The 19,278-nt window shown below is 61.7% G+C and carries 17 protein-coding genes; 2 read left to right on the top strand and 15 right to left on the bottom strand.

The features are described from left to right. Positions 1–155: 155 nt before the first annotated feature. The 13 genes from H6678_02135 to H6678_02075 form a co-directional block, all read right to left on the bottom strand. Complete coding sequence (locus H6678_02135; protein MCB9472590.1) at positions 156–1,487, bottom strand: hypothetical protein; 1,332 nt, start codon at positions 1,485–1,487, stop codon at positions 156–158. A 74-nt stretch (positions 1,488–1,561) separates the two neighbouring features. Beyond that, positions 1,562–1,735: a hypothetical protein gene (locus tag H6678_02130; protein MCB9472589.1), complete on the bottom strand. Its 174-nt coding sequence runs from the start codon at positions 1,733–1,735 to the stop codon at positions 1,562–1,564. A gap of 375 nt (positions 1,736–2,110) precedes the next feature. After that, complete coding sequence (locus H6678_02125; GenBank protein ID MCB9472588.1) at positions 2,111–2,599, bottom strand: hypothetical protein; 489 nt, start codon at positions 2,597–2,599, stop codon at positions 2,111–2,113. 57 nt (positions 2,600–2,656) lie between these two features. Beyond that, positions 2,657–3,154 carry a hypothetical protein gene (locus H6678_02120; GenBank protein ID MCB9472587.1) on the bottom strand — a complete coding sequence of 166 codons (498 nt, stop codon included), beginning with the start codon at positions 3,152–3,154 and terminating at the stop codon, positions 2,657–2,659. Then, positions 3,141–3,644 carry a hypothetical protein gene (locus tag H6678_02115; protein MCB9472586.1) on the bottom strand — a complete coding sequence of 168 codons (504 nt, stop codon included), beginning with the start codon at positions 3,642–3,644 and terminating at the stop codon, positions 3,141–3,143. The genes H6678_02120 and H6678_02115 overlap by 14 nt, the downstream gene beginning before the upstream one ends. 57 nt (positions 3,645–3,701) lie before the next feature. Further along, on the bottom strand, positions 3,702–5,213 hold the full coding sequence (locus H6678_02110; GenBank protein MCB9472585.1) for a hypothetical protein: 1,512 nt from the start codon (positions 5,211–5,213) through the stop codon (positions 3,702–3,704). Next, complete coding sequence (locus tag H6678_02105; GenBank protein MCB9472584.1) at positions 5,210–6,235, bottom strand: DUF354 domain-containing protein; 1,026 nt, start codon at positions 6,233–6,235, stop codon at positions 5,210–5,212. Before H6678_02105 ends, H6678_02110 begins: the two co-directional genes overlap by 4 nt. Continuing rightward, positions 6,232–7,419, bottom strand: coding sequence for a hypothetical protein (locus tag H6678_02100; protein ID MCB9472583.1), 1,188 nt, complete (start codon positions 7,417–7,419; stop codon positions 6,232–6,234). The genes H6678_02105 and H6678_02100 overlap by 4 nt, the downstream gene beginning before the upstream one ends. Beyond that, positions 7,416–9,569 (bottom strand): bi-domain-containing oxidoreductase, encoded by a 2,154-nt coding sequence (locus H6678_02095; GenBank protein ID MCB9472582.1) that lies wholly within the window; start codon positions 9,567–9,569, stop codon positions 7,416–7,418. Before H6678_02095 ends, H6678_02100 begins: the two co-directional genes overlap by 4 nt. Positions 9,570–9,615: 46 nt before the next feature. Continuing rightward, on the bottom strand, positions 9,616–11,613 hold the full coding sequence (gene asnB / locus H6678_02090) for an asparagine synthase (glutamine-hydrolyzing) (GenBank protein ID MCB9472581.1): 1,998 nt from the start codon (positions 11,611–11,613) through the stop codon (positions 9,616–9,618). Continuing rightward, entirely contained in the window at positions 11,613–12,746 is a 1,134-nt protein-coding gene (locus H6678_02085; GenBank protein MCB9472580.1) for a glycosyltransferase family 4 protein, read from the bottom strand. The genes asnB and H6678_02085 overlap by 1 nt, the downstream gene beginning before the upstream one ends. 23 nt (positions 12,747–12,769) lie before the next feature. Further along, complete coding sequence (locus tag H6678_02080; GenBank protein MCB9472579.1) at positions 12,770–14,149, bottom strand: hypothetical protein; 1,380 nt, start codon at positions 14,147–14,149, stop codon at positions 12,770–12,772. 306 nt (positions 14,150–14,455) lie between these two features. After that, a complete protein-coding gene (locus H6678_02075) occupies positions 14,456–15,205 on the bottom strand; it encodes a class I SAM-dependent methyltransferase (GenBank protein ID MCB9472578.1) in 750 nt (249 codons plus the stop codon). 370 nt (positions 15,206–15,575) lie between these two features. Between H6678_02075 and H6678_02070 the strand changes: the two genes are divergently transcribed. Both H6678_02070 and H6678_02065 read left to right on the top strand, forming a co-directional pair. Further along, complete coding sequence (locus tag H6678_02070) at positions 15,576–16,694, top strand: glycosyltransferase (protein MCB9472577.1); 1,119 nt, start codon at positions 15,576–15,578, stop codon at positions 16,692–16,694. 18 nt (positions 16,695–16,712) lie between these two features. Then, positions 16,713–17,432 (top strand): methyltransferase domain-containing protein, encoded by a 720-nt coding sequence (locus H6678_02065; GenBank protein ID MCB9472576.1) that lies wholly within the window; start codon positions 16,713–16,715, stop codon positions 17,430–17,432. Positions 17,433–17,459: 27 nt separating this feature from the next. Here H6678_02065 and H6678_02060 read toward each other — a convergent pair whose 3' ends face one another. Further along, positions 17,460–18,170 (bottom strand): hypothetical protein, encoded by a 711-nt coding sequence (locus H6678_02060; GenBank protein MCB9472575.1) that lies wholly within the window; start codon positions 18,168–18,170, stop codon positions 17,460–17,462. Between the two features lie 67 nt (positions 18,171–18,237). Further along, positions 18,238–19,101, bottom strand: a complete 864-nt coding sequence (locus tag H6678_02055) for a glycosyltransferase family 4 protein (GenBank protein MCB9472574.1) — start codon at positions 19,099–19,101, stop codon at positions 18,238–18,240. Positions 19,102–19,278: the final 177 nt, after the last annotated feature.

Genomic DNA, 19,278 nt, shown 5'->3' with positions numbered 1-19,278 from the left:
ACAGGGCATGGCCCCATCCGGGCAGATCACGTGAAGGGCCTCCGTTCCCATTGCATGGCGCCCCGATTGCGCGGAACGCGAATTGTGAATTCGAGATTGTGTTGGCTTCATCCGGGCTACGTCGCGAGAGGACAGCATGGGGGAAGCGCTGGTGTTCAGCGCATCAGCACCAGCTTGCGTGTCGAGACGCCGACTGCGCCGCCCGAAGGCTCCAGCTCCAGCCGGGCCATGTAGACGCCTGAAGGCAGGCCCTCGCCATCGAAGCGGAAGGCATGGGAGCCGGCGGGCAGCCATCCATCCACGAGCAGGGCCACCCGCTCGCCCAGCAGATTGTACACGGCCAGGCGGGCACGCGCGGGGCGGTCGAGGACCAGCGGCAATTGGGTGCCCGGATTGAAGGGATTTGGCCAGGCGGCACCCAGAGTGCTGGTTGATGGCCGTTGCCGGGCAGGGTCCACGGCGCTGACCGGCGTGCGGTAGAACACCAGCTGGCCCACCGTGCTGTAGATCGGTTCGGTGTGACCGGTGGAGTTGTAGTTGCAGTCCGTGCAGGTCTGTCCGCTGATGCAATCGGGATTGTTGGGACGGCAGTGGTTGTCGTAGCTCTCGAACCAGTAGTCCACGAAGACCGAGTCCTGGCCCACGGGAACATCGCTGGTCCAGGCGGGCACCGAACTGCCCGGGCACCAGTTGAAACGCCCGTACCACCAGTTGCCGCCCTGGCCGCTGCAGGGATTGACGTTGCAGTCGTCACGCCAGAGGTTCAGGGTCTGCATGTTGAAGTCCAGCAGCACATAGTGTTCCAGATCGGAGAACTCGGCGGCGTTGTCGGTATTGCCCTGGCCGTGGCCCGTGGTCGTGATGCGCAGGCGAGCCGCTTCGGCTTCGGCGGGCAGCGCCCAGTTGCGGCCGCTCAGGTACTGGCTGTAGGGATTGCTGGAATCGCCGATCACCAGGTGCCCCAGATCCCAGAGCGGCAGGACCTCGAAGGGTTCGAGCTCGGGGACGCCCGAGGTGAAGTGAAAGTCCGCGGTGACCTGCCAGCCGCGATCGTCGCCGATCCAGGTTTCGATGTAGCTGCTCAGGATCACCTCGCCGCGCAGCAGATGTGAGTAGTCGGACACATCGAACTCCCAACCACATTCGCCGGGGCCGGTGCCGTAGGGCGGTCCCCAGCTGCCCGTGATGTCGTAGGGCGTCACGATGCGCGCGATCTCGATGCGCGTCTGGCCACCGTTGCCATCGGGCACCAGCACGCTGAGGAATCCCAGTCGGTCCCATGGATCACAGTCGCCGGGGCTGCCTGGACAATCCAGCGTATAGGTCAGACTGACGCTGGAGAAAGGCTCGCTGGCGGCCGGGAAGGAGAAGGTATCCACATGGGCCTCGGCCCAGTTGTGGAACTCCTGCTGGAAAGTGGGCACATCCACATCGGCGCGGGCACCACAGGCCAGCAGCAGCGCAAGCAGAACGGTCAGGGTGGCCATGGTACAGTCCTTTCGATGAATGCCTTGTGGACGGGCCTGCGATGGGGCTGCCCGAAACGCGATGGCCAAGATACTCAGCCCGCGCTTTTCTGCAGCTCTTCGATGGCCTCGAAGAAACTTTCCAGGTCCTGCCGGCGGTAGAGCAGCCGGGGAAAGCGCGCCAGACTTCTGCCCGCGCTGTCGCGGAAGCTCCATTTGCCGATCCAGGATTCCAGCGTGCCCGGTGTGCGACTGCGTGACAGGTCCACTCTGTCCAAAGGAATTGTCCCCATTCGCCAGAAGAGCTGGGAGAAGAGACGGTCCCTGTAGAGGTCGATCCTGGCTGCTCGCATGTGCCAAGGCAAGAACCAGACAGCCAGTGATGAGAGGATGATGAGGATCGATGCGCCAATCGCGAGCATCTTCGCATGCCTCAGATCCAGGGCAGTCCACTCCTGTCCCCAGTGCTGGTGAAACTGCGAGGCGAACATCATGCCCAGGAACACACACATCCAGAACAACTGTCTTGCCAGAAGTCTCGGTCTGGTGGCCATGAGTCGCCGCGCGGGAACTTCGATCTGGAACACGGAATCCTCCCCAGTCTTGCCGCAGGGGGCTCGTGGCCCGCTGCCGGGATGGATGGCTCACAGTCCAATGGAGGACTGTGTCGCTTCGATGGCCTTGAAGAAGTCTTCCACGTCCTGCCGACGGTAGATCCAACGGGAATATCGGGCCAGGATCCGTCCCTGGCTGTCGCGAAAACGACCGCGACCCAACACTCTGTCCAGCGCATTCTGTGTCCGACTGCAGCTCGGATCCACGTCGGCCAAGGGCATGTCCCGCCCACGGCCGAATGCCGGAGAGCTTATCCGGATTTCGTACAGCCCGATTTCATGGAGATATGTACGCCAGACTAGGTTGGGGAACAATGTGGCGAGAACAGCCACCATGGTCACTCCCGCCACGAAGAGCCGATGGACGGGCGGTTCCGGTGCCTGGCCCAGCAGACTGTCCGCCAGCAACATCATGACCAGCATCAGCAGGAGGATGGCCACACCACTCAGTGCCAGTCTGGCCCAAAGTCTGGGTACCGAGGCCGAAAGCCGGGCAGTGGGAACTTCGATCCGGAACATGGATGCCTCATCTGTCTTGTCCTGCGGGTGATCGCTCAGCCTGACCGGAAGAATGGCTCACAGTCCCGAAGCGGATTGCTTCGCTTCGATGGCCTTGAAGAAAGTTTCCACGTCCTGCCGGCGGTAGAGGCGAATCGGAAAGCGGGCCAGGCTGCGGCCCTGGGCATCGCGCAGGCTCCACCACCCAAAAAAACGCTCCCAGCGCCCGGGAATCAGGCTGCGGTCCACATCCACGTCCATCACCGGAATGGCCCGGACCTTGCCGAACACGGGGGAGGCGATGCAGTCGCTGTACAGGCCGATCTCGGTCTGGTGGCTGTGCCCGGCGGCAAAGATCACCCAGATGGCCGAGAGCACCAGCAGCAGGACCAGGCTGCCGCTCCAGAGCCGGATCAGCAGAGGCAATTCATCCAGGAAGGGGCGTCCACCCGGACTGAAGATCCAGGGAATGCTGGCCTGGATGACCAGCAGCAGGCAGCCCCAGCCCGTGATGCGCAGCCACTGGCGAATCGCGGACGCGGTCAGGCGATGGCTGGGTGATTCAAGTTGAAACATCGGTCAGACCCTCCGGATCATGTGCACCCTGCTGGTCGTGTGTCCGTTGCAGGCTGCGGATTGTCTCCATCAGTCGGTCCAGTTCTTCCTTGGTGAAGGCCCAGCGTTCCAGCCAGGTCAACCGCTTGCCCGCGGCATCCTTGAGAATCCAGAAGCCCAGAAAGATCTCGGCGATGTGCCGATTGCTGGAGCGTTCATGGTCAATGCGCTCGAGAGGAATCGGATCCGGCGATCTTCTGCCCGGCACCACCAGAGAGTCGCCGCGGATTTCCACGGGAAGACAGAGTACATGGTCTCGTGTCAGAGCCGCGAACAGAAATCGCGGGAAGTGGGCCAGGGCAAAGAGCAATGCCAGCAGTCCCAGCGGCACATCGAACTGGGGGGGCACGAAGACCTTCATCATCAGCACCACGAACACATACTGCACGCAACCCCAGATGAACTGGCGTTTCAGCGAGGGAACCAGTCTCAGCACAGGGTCGTGCGACATCGGCAAGTCTCCATGGCCTGGCATTCAGTATCAATGAATCACTGGTCGGTCCCGCTCTCAGCGGGAACCGGGAAGACGGGCGATGCCCCCGAAGATCCGCAGTTCCACGAAGGAATCGGAACGGTCCTGTCCGGGCACGTGATCCAGATTCCTGACCTGCGGCAGGGTCCAGGCCAGACGCAGGGTCCAGGATCGCCAGAGACTCTCGACGGCAAGCGTGTGCTCCACCGTGCGCTGGACCACCCCGGTGGGGAAGGGCTCGCTGTAGGGCAGCCGCGCATCGGGTTCCAGCCAGGGTTGGTCGAAGGGCACCCAGGGTGTACGCTCGCCCTGGCGGCGCACGGCCATGGACCAGGAGGGGTGGACTCTGGCCGAGCCCTTCCAGCTCAGCCCCAGCCGGAACTCATCGGCGTCGGCGCCAAGCGGGTGTGCCAGCGGGCGCTCATGGATCAACCAGACCTGATGGCCGAACTTGGAATTGTAGCTGCGCTGGGTGATGCGCGTGTAGCCCGTGTGCAGCAGGATGTCCGCGGGCAGGGCGTTGCGCAGGTCCAGCTGGACGGCCCATTCGTCGGGCTCCTGGTCATCGCGGCTGGCGTCATCCAATTGCAGGTCGTCCACCAGGATTTCCCCGCTCAGCAGCTGGCGCTCGTTGAGTTTCCACCAGCCGGAAAGCTGGAACACGGTGTTGGCTTCCAGGCCGTTCATCTGCACCGCGTGCAGGGGCTGCAGCGGATTGAGCGCCGCCCAGGACGGACCTCCGTGTTCCTTGCCATAGAGAATCGCTTCCGCGAGAGCCAGCGAGGCCCGGTTGGCCCAGGTCCAGCCCACCCGATGGCCGGTCAGCCAGCGCGCGTAGGTGTGCGTGCCCTGTGCGCGCGTGTCCAGTTCGTAGTGGAAGGCACTCAGCCAGAGCCCATCGGCTTTCTTGCCGGGGCGCACTTCCAGCCGCCAGCCATCCAGCGAGGTGCTGTTGCTCAGCAGCAGGCTGCGCCCCGACTCGGGTCCCGTGTTCAGACTCATTCGGCCCGCACGCAGCTGGAACCAGGAGCGTGACCACTGCAGCCAGGCTTCCCGGCTGCCCGCGTGCACATCACCCCAGTTCCCGGGAAATTCCGCGGGAGCCTGCTGGTTCACCATGGTTGAAAAGGTGGTGTGCAACAGCAGCTCCGGCTGGGGCCTCCAGTCCAGACTGCCGCTGAGAGCCAGGTATGGATTGCTGTCCTGCTGGCTGCTGGTGCGGTTCTCGAACCAGAGACCCAGCTGCAGCGAATCGCTGGGCTGCCAGGCCGCCTGCTGGGCCCAGCGTGCTGCCAGCCAGGGAGTTCGGGGCGCGTGAGCTGGGTCCATGTACTGTGTATCGCCCAGCGGCAGCATCCGGTTGGGGTCGATGGCCGTGGACTCTCCGAAGAGCAGGAACTCCGGCTGCAGGGCCATACTGGCCGATTCGGAGAACGGCAGGGCATGTGCGCACACCGCGCACACAAGCAGGGTCGCGACACAGGGCAGGAGTCGGCGTGAACCCGAGCGGATGATGTCACGCGGTGTGCCGGAAGGTGGGTGTGTCATGAGCGGGACGTCCCTTCGCGGGCCAGGGTTTCGAAGCGTGCACAGAGCCAGTCGAGCAGAGTGTCATCCAGGGAGTGGACCCGGGAGGGCTTGCGTTCCAGGGGGATATCGGCCACCTGCCCGATGTTGCTGATGAAGTGAAAGGCGTGTCGCCGCGCCAGTTCCTCGTCCAGCAGGGCGCGCTTGCCCTGGAAGATCGAGTGCACGGGAGTGCCCAGCAGGGCGGCTTCGCGGTTCATGGTGCCGCCACCCGAGATCACCAGATCGGCGGCGTGCACCAGCTGCAGTCCGTCCACGGGGCGGCGCAGGATGCGGAAAGTCGGGCTTTCCAGCGGGGCCAATTCGGCCAGCTCATCCGGAGTGCGCGGCAGTACGATCGTGATGCAGGAGCTCTGACGCAGCCGTTGGACGACCGCCTGGAAGATCGTCTCGGCCCGGGGATCGTGATAATGCGCGGCGCGCGCCGGGGGGCGCAGCACCACCAGCACCGCATTCTCGGGGCATTCCAGCTGCTGGCGGAAGCCGGGATCGGGGCTGAAACGCCCCAGATAGATCTCTTCCTTGTACCCGGGATAGCCCTCGTAGCGTGGGTTGTCGGGAAACACACCGCGTTCCATCAACAGACCGGGCACCAGAATCCTGCTGGCGAAGCGTTCCTGCAGGCCGGTGGAGACATGCTCGTAGTCGTACATCGTGACCGTGGGCAGACCCCGCCAGGCCGCGGCCAGCACGGCGCTGCGGCTGCCGTGGGACAGGGCCAGGTCGAAGGACCGTCCGCCCAGCCAGCGCGTGAGCTGTCCGGCCCGCCAGAGGGTGCCCGCCACCTTGCGCCAGGTGGCCTTGCCGTAGTGCCGACCGATCACGGTGGCCGGCAGACCCAGATCGCGCAGGCGTTCCACCGAGAAGGCGAAGTCGCGCACGGTCAGCTCCACCGTGTGACCACGTGCCTCCAGTTCCCGCAGCAGCGGGTCGAAGATGGTCACATGGGGCAGGTTGTCGATGTCAATCCAGAAGCGGCTCACGCCCGGGCCTCCCCCTGATTGAAGAACCCCTGACCGTGGATCTCGTACACCAGCGCGGTGAAGACCCAGGCCTGGACCCAGCGCATGTAGGGAATCTCGGTGCGCCGGCCGCTGGCCGTGATCCAGTGGCTGTACCAGCCCTCGGGCATCCGGAACAGCGATTCCAGCCGTTCCAGCACGCGCGGGCGCAGGATGGCGGCGCGCTCGTCGAGCGCCTCCAGACTTTTCAGCGTGATCAGGGCATGGGCGAAGGCATGGGGATCCAGCGGGTGGCGTCGGTCGTGGTAGTACTTGACCGTGCCGTCACTCTCGAAGAAGGAATCCAGATAGAAGCGGAACCCGCGCTCCACGCCTCGTCTGAAGTCCGGGTCTCCACTGAGCCGGGCGGCCTGGTCGAGAGCCAGCAGGTTGTAGCCGGTGTGGAAGCTGTCGATCCAGGCCTGGTTGGACGCTTCGCCATAGAACCAGCTGCCGTCGGCGCGCTGGTCGGCCAGTGAATAGGCCATGCGCTCCATGCCTGCCGTGTGCAGTCCCGGGTCCTGCACACACCTGGCCACCGCCAGCAGCAGCGCGGCTCCCAGCATGTTGGCGTTGGGAATCCGTGCTCGGTCCAGGGGAGTATAGGCCGCACAGCAACCGTGCTCGGTGCGGGCGCTCTCCGGCAGTCCCTTGTGGACGAACTCCGCCGCGGCATGGGCCGCCTGCAACCAGCGCTCCTCACCCGTGGCCCGCCAGGCCAGCAGGAATGCCTGCCCCACATACGCCGTGTTGACCACCGTGGGAGTGCCCTCGGGGCAATAGAAGCTGCGCCCCGGCCAGGGAAAATTGTAGCCCCAGCCAATGCCGCCGAACTGCCGGTTGCCGTTCTCCAGCAGCCAGTTGCCGAAATGCGTGATCCGTTCCAGATCCAAAGGGTCGTGCGTGTCCGAGTAGCGCAGGGCACTGGCGTGCAGGAAAAGGCCGATGCCCTTGGGATTGCGCCCCTTGGGCACGGCCAGCAGGGGCCGCAGGTTCCAGGGCGAGCGCTTGATCAGCTGGACCCAGGCGATGCCGCCCACCCGGGTGCCCAGGCTGAGCGCTTTCAACAGGGGACTGTTCAGCGCGTCATAGGGATCCCAGCCGGCGTACTCCTCGGCGACGATCCAGGCTTCCAGGGCCTGCAGCATGGAGCGCGCGTCGCTCACGCCAGGGTGTGTTCCAGACCGTCTTCGAGGGAACGTTTCACCAGCAGGGTGGCGCGCGTGGTTTCCACCAGGCTCTCGAAGGGAATCGGGCTGTTGCCGCTGGCCAGGGCATCCAGGAAGGTGCGGACTTCCATCTCGTGGCCCTTGTCCTGGGCCGATTTGTGTGACTGGGCGCGCCCTGAGAAGAGCTCGAGCTTGCGGAAGTCGTCCAGCACGGCGCTGTGTCCGGCGCAGGAGACTTCGAGCCGCTCCTTGGGCAGCAGTCGGCTGCCATTGGCCAGATACTGGATGCAGGCCAGTGAGCCATCGGCCCAGCGCAGGCTCACGCTCAGGTTGTCGTCATGCCAGCGGCCCGCGTTGGGCAGGGCGGCTGCCTGCACCGAGCGCAGCGGGCCCGCGCAGAGGAAACTGCAGGTATCGATGAAGTGACACAGTTCGCCCATGATGCGTCCACCGCCCACTGCGGGGTCCTGGATCCAGCTGTTCGAGGGAATCATGCCCGCATTCACCCGGTAATGGATCATGCGGGGTTCGTCGCGGGGCAGAAAACGGGCCAGCTCCTGGGTCAGCGGAGCAAAGCGCCGATTGAAGCCCACCAGCAGCATGGGGGAGTGACCCTGTTCCCGCTTGAGCCCGTGAAGGGCCACGATGCGTTCCAGTTCGTCTTCGGTGAGACAGAGCGGTTTTTCCACGAAGATTCGCTTGTCGGCCTCCAGCGCCTTCAGCACCCAGGGCGCGTGCAGGTTGTGGCGGGTGGCGATGAAGACCGTGCCCACCTCCGGATCGGCCATCACGGCATCACCATCGGTGCCGAAATGGGGCACATCGAATTTGCCCGCCACGGCGCGCGCGTTGACTCCCGTGCCGGTCACCACCGTGTGCAGTGGCTGCGACCCGTATTTCTTCACGTGGGGCAGCAGGTAGCTCTGGGCGAAATTGCCCGCGCCGATGAAGGCGATGCCATTGCCACGCGGGCCGGCGGACGCTCCATTGGCCCGGGTTGCGGCGCTGGCCCGGTGTGACACGACCGCCTGGTCCGCCCCGTACTCCAGCAGAATTCCGATATGCGGTTCGGGAGTCTTGCCCAGCACGATATCGTAGGCCTTGAGCGCGTCGTCAATGGAGAAACGGTGGCTGATCAGGGGCGCAAGATCCAGGCCCTCGGCCAGCAGGTCCAGAAAGGCTTCCATGTTGCGCCCTTCGGTCCAGCGCACGTACGCCACCGGGTAGTCGTGCCCGCCTTCCTCGTACTCGGGGTCGTAGCGGCCCGGGCCGTAGCTGCAGCTCATCTTCAGCTCCAGCTCCTTCTGGTACCAGTCGGGTTCGCGCGGCAGGTCCATGCCCACGGCTCCCACCACCACCACCCGGCCTTTCTTGCGCGAAATGCGCCCGGCCAGTTCCACAGGCTCGTTGCTGCGCGTGCTGGCGCAGAGGATCACCGCATCGGCACCCCGCCCGCGCGAGACGCGCGCGACCACGGTTTCCAGTTCGCCGGTCAGGCAAAGTTCGTGCAGACCCAGAGCACGGGCGGCCGCGAAGTTGCCCGCGCCGATATCGGCACCGATCACCCGGCAGCCCGAAGCCTTGAGGATCGCGCCTGCCAGCAGTCCCAGCAGTCCCAGTCCCACCACCGTGACACACTCGCCCACCCGCACGTCCGCCTGGCGCACTCCCTGCAGCGCGATCGCGCCCAGGGTGGTGAAGGCCGCCTGATCCAGACCCACGCCTTCGGGCACCGCCACACACAGGTTGCGTGGCACGAAGATCTGTTCGGCATGCACGGCGTAGCCGCCCCCCGCGCAGGCCACCCGGTCGCCCGGGCGGAAGTCCTCGCACGAGCTCTCAATCACCACGCCCGCGCTGCTGTAGCCCATGGCCTTCATGCTCTCCAGCCGGCTGCGCACCTTTTCGATGGTGGCGCCCAGACCTTCGCGTTTCACATTCTCCAGCACCTGTTTCACCAGGTCGGGCCGCTTGCGGGCCTTGCCCACCAGGCTGGCCTGGGCCGTGGACACCGTGGTGCGCTCGGTGCCCGCGCTGATCAGCGAGAAGGCGTTGGCCACCCGGACACCCGGCCCCGCGATCGCGGGCGCCGGCAGATCTTCCAGCAACAACTCGCCGGTCTTGAAATTCTGGATCAGTTGTTTCATCGCATGTCCAGCATTTATGGATTCACTCGGGGCAGAATGCTGACACTCAATCGAGCACCAGCTCACGCCCGGAACCAATGGGGTCGGGCGTGTTGGATTCGAAGGGAACTCGTCCATCGATGAAACGACGGAACCACAGTTCCAGGGTCAAAAGGGCCCACAGCCGGTGGCCGTAGTCTGCCTGTCCGCTGTCGTTGTCTGTCCGCATGACAGCCAGGGCTCGATAATCAAACAAGCCGCGGCGGCGTACGCTTTCCTCACTGAAGACCTCGTCCAGCAAGGGTTTGAGTCCGTGACGCATCCACGAGCGCAGCGGGCTGCCGAATGGCGCTTTGGGGCGTTCGACCACGTTCCGCGGCAACATGCCGAGACCAAGCTCCTTCAACAAGTGCTTCTGACGCAGGCCGCGAATCCGATGCCGCGAGGGCAGGTCCAGTGCCCAGTCCGTGAATTCGTGATCCACAAATGGCACACGCAGTTCCACGCCGGCAGCCATGCTGGCCTTGTCCGAATAGTTCAGATTGTGGCTCACCAGAAACAGGCGAGTGTCCAGCCAAGTCATCTGCTGCACCATGTCGCAGTCACGCACAGGTTCCAGCAGCTCGCGATGGCGGCGCACACTCCAGGTTTCGTTCCAGCGGAATCCGTGCTCGGGTCGCAGCAGACCGTTCAATTCCCGCTCGTCGTAGTAGGCGTAGTTGCCCATGAAACACTCGAGGGGCGGCAGGTTGGCACTTTTCATGAAGCGCTTGGCCCAGCGGAACAGGCGATAGCCGCGATTGCGGCCGGCCACCGGCAATGCAGCGACCAGAGGCGCGATCACGCCCGTACGCAGAATACCCGGAACCCAGCGGCGGAAGTCCGCGGCAAGGCTGGCGCTCAGATGCTTGCGGTATCCGCCGAATACTTCATCGGCCCCCATTCCCGAAAGCATCACGGTGGTTCCCTGCTTCCGGGCCTGGCGACAGATCAGCCAAGTATTGATAGCAGCTGGGTCCGCTATCGGTTCGTCCAGATGCCACACCAAGCGATCCAGATGCTCCACCACATCGTCCTCGACCAGTATCTCATGGTGATTGCTGCCTGTATGCTGTGCCACAAGGCGGGCATAGCGCTGATCGTCCGGCATCGCCTCGAAGGCCTTGTCCCGTTCGCTGAAGATGATGGAGTACGTGTCCAGGGGGCGCTCCGCCCCTTGACGGCGCAAAGTCGCCATACGGGCCACGATCAGGCTGCTGTCCAGTCCCCCGCTGAGAAAGGCACCCACCGGTACATCCGAAATCAGATGCCGTTGGATCACGCGGTCAAAAAGCGATTTAAGCTCCTCGAGGGCTTCCCGCTCGTCTTCCGGTCTGGGTGATTCCGTCAATTCTGGTTCCCACCATGGGCGGATCTCGCTGCGCCCGCCCTTCCAGTGCAGCAAGTGCCCGGCCGCCAGCTTCTGGATGCCGGCAAAGGCCGTACGCGGCTCAGGCAGCCAGAGGAACAGCAGGTGCCCCAGCACTCCTTCCATGTCGGGAGTGGCGTTCACCCAGGGCAGAGCGAGCAGACTTTTAACCTCGCTGGCGAAGGCGGGCTGGCCTTCGTCCGTGTAATACAGAGGCTTGATGCCCAGGCGATCTCGAACCAGCCACAGGCTGCGGTCGCGCCGGTCCCACAGGGCGAAGGCGAACATGCCCCGAAAGCGTTGCAGGCAGGCTTCGCCCCAGCGATGCCAGGCCGCAAGCAGCACCTCGGTGTCCCCGTGGCTGTGAAAGACTGTGCCCAACCCTTCCAGCTCGGCACGCACTTCCTGGAAATTGTAGAGTTCGCCGTTGAAAACGATCACCAGATCCCGGCTGGGGTGCATCATCGGCTGGTGTCCGGCCCTGCTGAGATCAAGGATGCTGAGGCGCCGGAACCCAAGGAAGACTTGCTCGCCATCGAGCACGGCCGTTCCTGCATCATCGGGCCCCCGGTGGGCCATCCGTCTGCACATTTCACGGATGTGCTCGCGACCCGAATCGCAAACGGTTGTCCTGACGAATCCTGCGATGCCACACATCAGGCAGTGCCCTTTCGTGAGACTGGAAGTACACCGTCCTCAAGGGCCAGGCGTTCCAGAAGATTCGACCAGGATTGGCTGAACGCGTTCAGTGTGAATTGTCTGGTGAAGAGACTGCGGTTGTAGGAGCCCATCAGGGCACAGCGTTCCGGGGATTCCAGCAGCGAGCGCAGGGCGTCTGCCAGAACAGCGGGCTCGTTCCGTGGTACGATCAGACCGCCCTGGCCGTTTACCACTGCCTCCGGGATGGCCCCCTGATCCGTGGTGACAATCGGTTTGCCGGCCTGCATGGCCTCCAGATTCACCAACGGGAATGCTTCGAACGGGAAGGCACTTGGAAAACAGAACACGGTGCAGGCCTCCAGCATGCGCTGCTTCTCAACTCCATGCACGGGACCATGGTAGCGGATACGTTCCGGATGTGGGCCCTCCCTGAAGAATGCATCCAGTTCTTTACGGCTTTGGGTGTCGGGGTGGCCGCAGAAGTCGACCTGCAGCTCCGACAGCTCGTCGCACAGGGTGCACGCCGCCAAGTAGAGTACTTTCCAGCCCTTGCTTTCGATCATGTTGGAAAGGTAAAGCACGCGTTGCCCGTGCGGGGCGGGGGCCGCCAGAACCTTTTCGACAACAGGGATGCCGTTGTGCACGAAATCGATCCGTTCCGCGGGCAGCAGAAAGGAATAGTTGAAGTCCAGTCGCTGGCCGACGGTGACAGCCACCCGCGCGTGGCGATGTGCGAAGCGGATGAATGCTTTCATCACACGACCACTGTCCGCATACAGTCGATCCAGGCCATTGCCGTGGGCCCAGAGGATCACCCGACAGCCCAGGGCCCGGGCCGTGAGCCAATACAGTGCATCCTTGATGAACGGGTTGCGGGAGAAGGCCGGAGTGAACAGCACATAGTCCGGGCGCCGGGTCAGGATGGAGCCGACCAGCCGGAGCCAGTATCTGGCGAACAGCAATGTTTTCTTGACGGAAAAGCGGGTATACTCGCCGATGGTGCGGGAGAAGCCGCAGTCGATGTGTACCAGGCCATGCTGCCTGGCGAAAGGGGACTCCACCAGCAGCCTGACCATATAGGTCGCCCCATTGAAGGGCGGAGGCGCTGGCATGAAAGCTAGAAGTCGCATCTGCATTCCGGGTGATTGTGGGCTCACGCCTCGATCGTTTCCGTCCGAGGAATTGTCGATCCCAGTTCCCGCTGGCGTTTCACCAACAGGGCAGCCAGGATGTAGAGGTAAGCAATACTGGCATCGGCGTAAGAGATCACATGGTCCACGATGCTCCAGATGAACAGTCCGGCACCATAGGCCCCCATCAGGATGGCCAGAGTCCGTGTCAGATTGTCCACGGACTTGCGATAGTGCCAAGCCATACCGGCCATCCCGACCCACATCAGCCAGAACAGTGAGTAGCCAAGCAGTCCGCCGTCCAACAGATAGGCCAGATGATCGTTGTGGATCTCATAGATCCGACCGAACATGCCACGCATGTAGTAAGCGGAAGACCCCATCCCTGCGCCCAGGAAGCTGACTCCGAGCTGCATTGCATAGCCCCACATTTCCAGCCTGCCCTTGAAATTGATCACATCAACCGCGCCCTGAAAGTCTCCTGAGAGCAAGGCCATGAACAGGTCGTGCGGGCCGCGGTGTGGTACGAACATGTAGGTGGAAAAGCTGGAATTGTACAGCATGGTAAAGGACAACATTCCCACGAACATCGCGAAGACTGCCGCCTGAACCAGCCGCGAGAACTTGATCTTGTCCATGGATAGAATCCAGAGAGCAATGCCACCGAAAGCCAGCGCCAACATGGCCCCGCGTTGCAGCAGAAGCGAGAGCCAGGCCAGGCTCAGGATGAAGGTGGTCAGGCTCAGTCGCCGATGGATCCGCGACATGGCAGTCGTCAGTGAGAACATGACGATGAAAGTGAGAGCGAACTTGGGAGAGTGCCGGCCAAAGACCCCGGTGAACCAAGCCACATCGGACGTGTTCCATTGCTCCACCTTGAAGGGCGTAGCTGCAATCGCGAACATCAGACCTCCTACCAGCAAATATCGCACCGCATCCTGTGTGCGAATATCCTCCATGAGGAGCAGTGCCATGCTGACCGCAAGACAGAAGAAAAGTTTTGGGTAATACCGCATGGCATCGAGAGGTGAGATCGCCCAGAAGATTGTCAAACCGATGTAGAAGATCCAAGGCATTGAGGTCAGGAAGAAGGCGTACTCTATGTAAGACCCTTTCCTGATGCGGAAGTGTTTCATGGTAACTACGGAGAGCAAGGTGAACAATATTGCCAGAACGGATATCCGCAGCCAGTTCAATGTGACAAGTCCGCCGATCTTCCCCAGGTTGCCAGGGAAGAAGAAGTACCCAAACATCAGGAAGTAGTTGACAAGTGACTGTGGCTTGAGCAACAGAATACACAGAACGATCTCAACGAACACGCAAATGGTCAATGGGAGAAAATCGTTCGTGCGCAGCGACAAGACCAACGCGCCCAACACGGGCAGGCCAAGTGCAATGCTCACGAACAACTGCTGACCAAGAATCCGGTGATTCATGCGAAACATGAAGTCTGAGTCAGGGCTGGGGCCCTGAACTGGGGGCAAGAGTTTCGAGGTCATCGCTTGCCTGCGATTGAATCAATCCAGCGGATCGAATGTCCGATGGGTCTGCTCTCCGGCTGTAGCGGGTCAAACCGGAATTGGGCCGCGCTGGAAGCCAACTGTCCTTGCACATTCAAGGACAGTTGCGATTGGCTGATGCTGGTCTGGATCATGTTCGTGGCAATTCGCATGTCAAACTTCCAGCCCAGAAGTATGGATAGTGTGTGTTCAGTTCCCATTTGCCTTTCTCATGACGAAGAGCAGATCTGTGTGTGTCCTGCTTAGTCTTCCCAGTGAAAGCATCCAGAATGTGGACTTGGCCAACCAGATCAATTTGCCACGCAATCCTTTTCCAGGAGAGGAATAACCATCGCCCAGTTCCATCTCCATTGCGACCCTGCCTTCACTGTTGTCGCAGAACTGACGGATCCCGGGTCTGCTGATCACGGGGGTATAGTGAGTCGGATAAGGACCGTGTCCAGGTTTGCCAGCATTGGGGTTCCGCAGGATGTGCCGATAGTACAACACATGAAACCAATGCGGAGTCCAACGAGTAACGAATCCCTGCACGGAAACCGGATCCGGAACTTTCACGATGATCACACCTCCCTGACGCGTTGACCTGATCAAGTTCTCCAACGCCTTTCTGGCCTCCGGAATGTGCTCAAGCACAAACGAACAATAGATGACATGGAATTTGTTCTCCCCGAGGTCGACAGTGCACAGATCGCCCACAATCGCCTCATGGAGATCACCCAAAGTCTGGGCACGGATCTGAAGAGCCATGGCATCCAGATCCACTCCGGTAAGATGATGCGGAACAGCGCTGAAGTTGAATGGCCATTTCCGACCACAGCCAGCCTCAAGTATCCGCATTGACTCACCTGACTCAACCGGGACCGATAGTATCAGTGAAGCCATGTAGTCGACCTCGGCCTTCCAGCTTCCGATCAACGTCAACTGCTGTCCCCGGCTCATGTTTTGCCTTCTGGTGGTTTCATGGACGGATTGATCCGATGTGGGCTGCTTTGCTTGCCTCGATACAAATGCACGCCTTTTTCTGCTAAACGAACACGAATTGCGCCTTCACTCACCTGATGGTTCAATAGTATGTGCTCTGACCGCCCGAACATGGCCACATGTTAAGGATTTGTATGCTCTGGCCACAGCAGCAACCCAGTAGGATGGCTCATGACATGAACTTCGGCCACTCCATATGTGGAAGCAGCCTGATGCCGATCAGTCTGGAGTGTTTTGCGGTTTCGGCTGTCATGAATCACTTTCAGATTCTGTTCGCTTGCGTTCCGGATTCTTCCAACCCGAAATTGACGTTCCAATGAAGCCGGTAGTGATCCTGTTACTGGAGCAGATGAGCGGTGGGGGGGCTGAGAGGAATGCTCTGGCCCTGATGCGCCATCTGCCGGAGATGGGATTCACGCCGGTTCTCGTTCTGCGGCGTGGGCGTGGTCCATTACTGGGGCAGGTGCCTGCCGGAGTTCCGGTGGAGTGTCTTGAAACGGGACGCCAGTTGTCAACGGGCAGGCTGTTGTTCCGGCTGGAACAGCTGATCCGGCGCCATCGGGCTTCGATCCTGTTCAGTTCCCTGCCCTGGCCGAACAGCCTGGCTGCTTTCCGGATGGCGCTGGGATCGCGATCCTTGGTCTGGGTCGCCAGTGAGCACAACAATCCGCTGATCCAGTTTGCCCGCTACAGCGCCGCCATTCGATTCAAACGGATGGTCATTCTCAAGCATTTCTATCGCCGGGCTGCGAGCATCGTGTGTGTTTCCGAGGGGCTGCGTACTGCCTTGTCGGGTATCACCGGTCTTCCGTTAGAGCGGTTTCGCACCATCAACAACCCCATCGAAATGGCATCCTCTCTGCTACCTGATACCGAAGCGCGAGATGAATATCTCGGCAGGAACGAGCCAATGCACTTGCTTTGTTGTGGGCGTTTGCATCACCAGAAGGGTTTCGATGTGGTTCTGCGAGCCCTTGCACAGGTGCAGACCCGGCCTGTACCGCACTTGACCATCTTGGGCGGTGGGCCGGAGGAGACTGTATTGCGGCGATTGAGGCATGAACTGGGCCTGGATGATCAGGTGACTCTTCCCGGTTTTGTCGATTCTCCCTGGCAGGAGATGCGAAAGGCGGACATTTTTGTGTTGGGCTCACGCTGGGAGGGGTTCGGCAATGTCCTGGTCGAAGCCATGGCGAGTGGATTGCCCGTGATCAGCACCGACTGCGAATTCGGGCCGGGCGAAATTATTCAGCACGACGTCAATGGAGTGTTGGTACCACCGGAGGATCCAGTCGCCTTGGCCCGGGCGATAGACGGATTGATTGCGGATCCACAACGTGCTGGACGCCTTGGCAGGGCTGGACAATTGCGTGCAGATGACTTCTCTGTGGACAAAAAGGTTCGGGAGTACGCCGATCTGTTCCGGGAGTTGCTGGCCGACGGTTGATTGCATAGGGAGACATTGATGTGGCCCAAGGCCGGACCTGCCCGATTCCAGGAGCGCCAGAGTGTCATACGCGAAATCGAGTGGCAAGTGTGCCTTGAGGCCATTGCGGCCAGGGCTCCGGGAAGATTCCTTGATGTGGGGTGTGGCAACGCCTTTCACCTATGGAAAGCCCGCAAGCTGGGTTTTGAAGTGACAGGGGTGGACCCGGTTCCTGGTCGCCGTGGAGTTGCCTTCGGAAAACTCGAGGACTGGAACATCGTGCTGGGCAGTGCGGAAGAGTTGCCCTTTGACGACGGCAGTTTCGATGTGGTGTTCTCATCGCACAGTCTGGAACACTTCGCGGACAGGCAACAGGGGTTGCGCGAGATGCGGCGCGTGCTGCAGTCGAAGGGCCTGGCAGTGATCACCGTCCCAACCGGGACCATGGCCCTGATCAATACCCTGAACCATATGCTGTTCGCCACTCATGCCCGGTTGCTCAAGAAGTTGCTGGGTGAACCCACCATCCGCTGGCGGCATGTGTTTCTGCCCCATGCCCATGGCTCGCGCTGCAGGTATGCATTGGCGGAGACTCGGGATTTCCGGGTGGACGCCTGGCGGCAGCGCATCGGCGAAGTCTTCCGCATCGTGGACGTGCGACGTGGTCCACTGTATCCTTATCCCGATTTTCCCCAGTGGTTTCCCAGGATGAAGCTGGAGCGGTATTCCAGTTCCGTCTCTTTCCTCTGTACTCGATGATCCCGGCTTTTCACGCCCGATCGACGTTCACTTTTCGGAATCCTCCTTCTGACGGCTCACAATGAAGGACTGCCCCACATTGGCGTAGCCCTTCCAGCGAATCAGGCGGATTCCGGGATGGGCCAGCTGCCACTCCCGGGCCGCTCGCATCTCTCCGCGATCCGGATCCCCGCGGTAGCAGTACCAATCGTCAAAGAGGATCACGGCCCCGTCGGAGACAATGGGAGCGATGAACTCCAGCGCCAGGATCGCCGAGTCATACAGGTCGCAATCGATGTTCACCACCCGCGCTGCATGCAGATCGTGAGCGATGCGGGTTGCGGGAACCAATGTGTCCTGATACCAGCCATCCACCAGCACGACCCGTTCTGCGGGGATACCGCAGGCGCGCAGGTTGTCCTCCACGGTCTTCCGGCTGTGGCAGGCATCGCCCTTGACGAACCGGGTGAATTGCGCATCCACACCTTTGGGTTCGGGAAAGCCCTGAAAAGCGTCGAAACCCAGAAAGCGCAGATCGCGCTCCAGGCCCAACTTGCGGCAAATGTCCCAGCTGTACACCAGGCTGCGTCCCGCGGCGATACCAAACTCCAGATAGTCCCCGGCAACGGATTCTCCTCGCGTATACAGGAAGGCATGGTAGAGCATGCGGTGGCGTTCCCGGGAAAGGCTGTCATGGGGCTTCAGCAGGCGGTAAGGGTGGAGCAGCGACCCGCCCGGAAAGGATTTGAAAAAGGCCATGAAAACCTCGTATGCAGCGGATTGCCGTTGTGGTTGCCGTTGATTGGTGGTCAGATACCTGGGCCAGTCAGCTGCTCCGCCCTGCGGAATGTGTCGCAGTGATCGCACCCTGGATCCGGAGCATTTCGCAAAAACTTGAAACCATCTGGTTTAGCCCAGTTCGCTCTCGGGCTGTCTCCAGAGCCGCATCCTGCATCGCCTGCAGTCGTGCAGGATCACCGGCCAATGCGCGCAATTCGGCAAGAAGCGCCTTCGACTCGGCTGCACAAAGGATGCCGTTGACCCCATCGACCAGCAACTCGGCTTCTGGTCCGTGGGCGATGCCCCGGGAACCCGCGCGGCACCCCAGCACGGGGCAGCCGTAGGCCATGGCATGCACGACCACAAGCCCCAGATTGCCCGGGTGCAACAACAGATGAGCGCTGGCCAACTCACGTCCGACTGCTTCCTGTTCGTGACACTCACCCAGGAACTCGATGCGGGTGTCACCATTTGCCTGCTGCTTCAGTGCCTCGGCCGCTGGACCATCTCCGAGAATGCGGAAGCGCCAAGGCAGTTCGCTGAATTGTGCCAGCGCCTCCAAGGCCATGGTGAGTTGTTTCCCGGGGATCAGGCGTCCCACGAATACCAAACGCAATTCCTCTGACGCTGTCAGTGGTCGACGCCCCGCCCCTTGGGATTGCAACAGGTTGCAATGTTCAACCATTCCTGTCGTATCCAGACTGTTGAAGGCAACCACCTGGGGAATTGCGCCCAGTTGCCGCTGCAACTCGGTGGCCCGGCCGTGGGAGTACAGAAGCAAGCCACGGGTACGGCCCAGCAAGAGGCACTGCAGGCGGAAACGCCAGCCGCGGTGGCCGCTGGCCCAGTCCTCGTTGTCGATTCCGTGACCCCACCCAACCAGGCGGAACCGCAAAATGTGCTGCAGCATGGCCAGATACCAAAAGACAGGAAAACCTGGTGAGGCCTCGCAGATGACCACGGCGGGCCGTTCGCTGAGCAGGGTGCAGACCAGAGCAGGAAGGCTGAACAAGTAGTGCCAACGTGTGTTTCCCCGGAAGCGGGCCGCACGAAGGTTCCCCTCGCCCAGCGGGTTGCTGGCGGAGGA

This window comes from Candidatus Delongbacteria bacterium (genome assembly GCA_020634015.1).
In the GTDB taxonomy this organism is placed as follows: Bacteria; CAIWAD01; CAIWAD01; order CAIWAD01; family CAIWAD01; genus JACKCN01.
The sequence above is the reverse complement of the archived record's forward strand: the minus strand, read 5'-3'. Positions and strand labels throughout refer to the sequence as shown.

What these genes read in the sequence shown, in the direction of transcription:
- H6678_02115 (MCB9472586.1), bottom strand. Translation starts at nt 3,644, where the DNA reads ATGTCGCACGACCCTGTGCTGAGACTGGTTCCCTCGCTGAAACGCCAG.
- H6678_02065 (MCB9472576.1), top strand. Translation starts at nt 16,713, where the DNA reads ATGTGGCCCAAGGCCGGACCTGCCCGATTCCAGGAGCGCCAGAGTGTC.
- H6678_02060 (MCB9472575.1), bottom strand. Translation starts at nt 18,170, where the DNA reads ATGGCCTTTTTCAAATCCTTTCCGGGCGGGTCGCTGCTCCACCCTTAC.
- H6678_02135 (MCB9472590.1), bottom strand. Translation starts at nt 1,487, where the DNA reads ATGGCCACCCTGACCGTTCTGCTTGCGCTGCTGCTGGCCTGTGGTGCC.
- H6678_02055 (MCB9472574.1), bottom strand. Translation starts at nt 19,101, where the DNA reads ATGCTGCAGCACATTTTGCGGTTCCGCCTGGTTGGGTGGGGTCACGGA.
- H6678_02085 (MCB9472580.1), bottom strand. Translation starts at nt 12,746, where the DNA reads ATGCGACTTCTAGCTTTCATGCCAGCGCCTCCGCCCTTCAATGGGGCG.
- asnB (MCB9472581.1), bottom strand. Translation starts at nt 11,613, where the DNA reads ATGTGTGGCATCGCAGGATTCGTCAGGACAACCGTTTGCGATTCGGGT.
- H6678_02095 (MCB9472582.1), bottom strand. Translation starts at nt 9,569, where the DNA reads ATGAAACAACTGATCCAGAATTTCAAGACCGGCGAGTTGTTGCTGGAA.
- H6678_02075 (MCB9472578.1), bottom strand. Translation starts at nt 15,205, where the DNA reads ATGAGCCGGGGACAGCAGTTGACGTTGATCGGAAGCTGGAAGGCCGAG.
- H6678_02120 (MCB9472587.1), bottom strand. Translation starts at nt 3,154, where the DNA reads ATGTTTCAACTTGAATCACCCAGCCATCGCCTGACCGCGTCCGCGATT.
- H6678_02110 (MCB9472585.1), bottom strand. Translation starts at nt 5,213, where the DNA reads ATGACACACCCACCTTCCGGCACACCGCGTGACATCATCCGCTCGGGT.
- H6678_02125 (MCB9472588.1), bottom strand. Translation starts at nt 2,599, where the DNA reads ATGTTCCGGATCGAAGTTCCCACTGCCCGGCTTTCGGCCTCGGTACCC.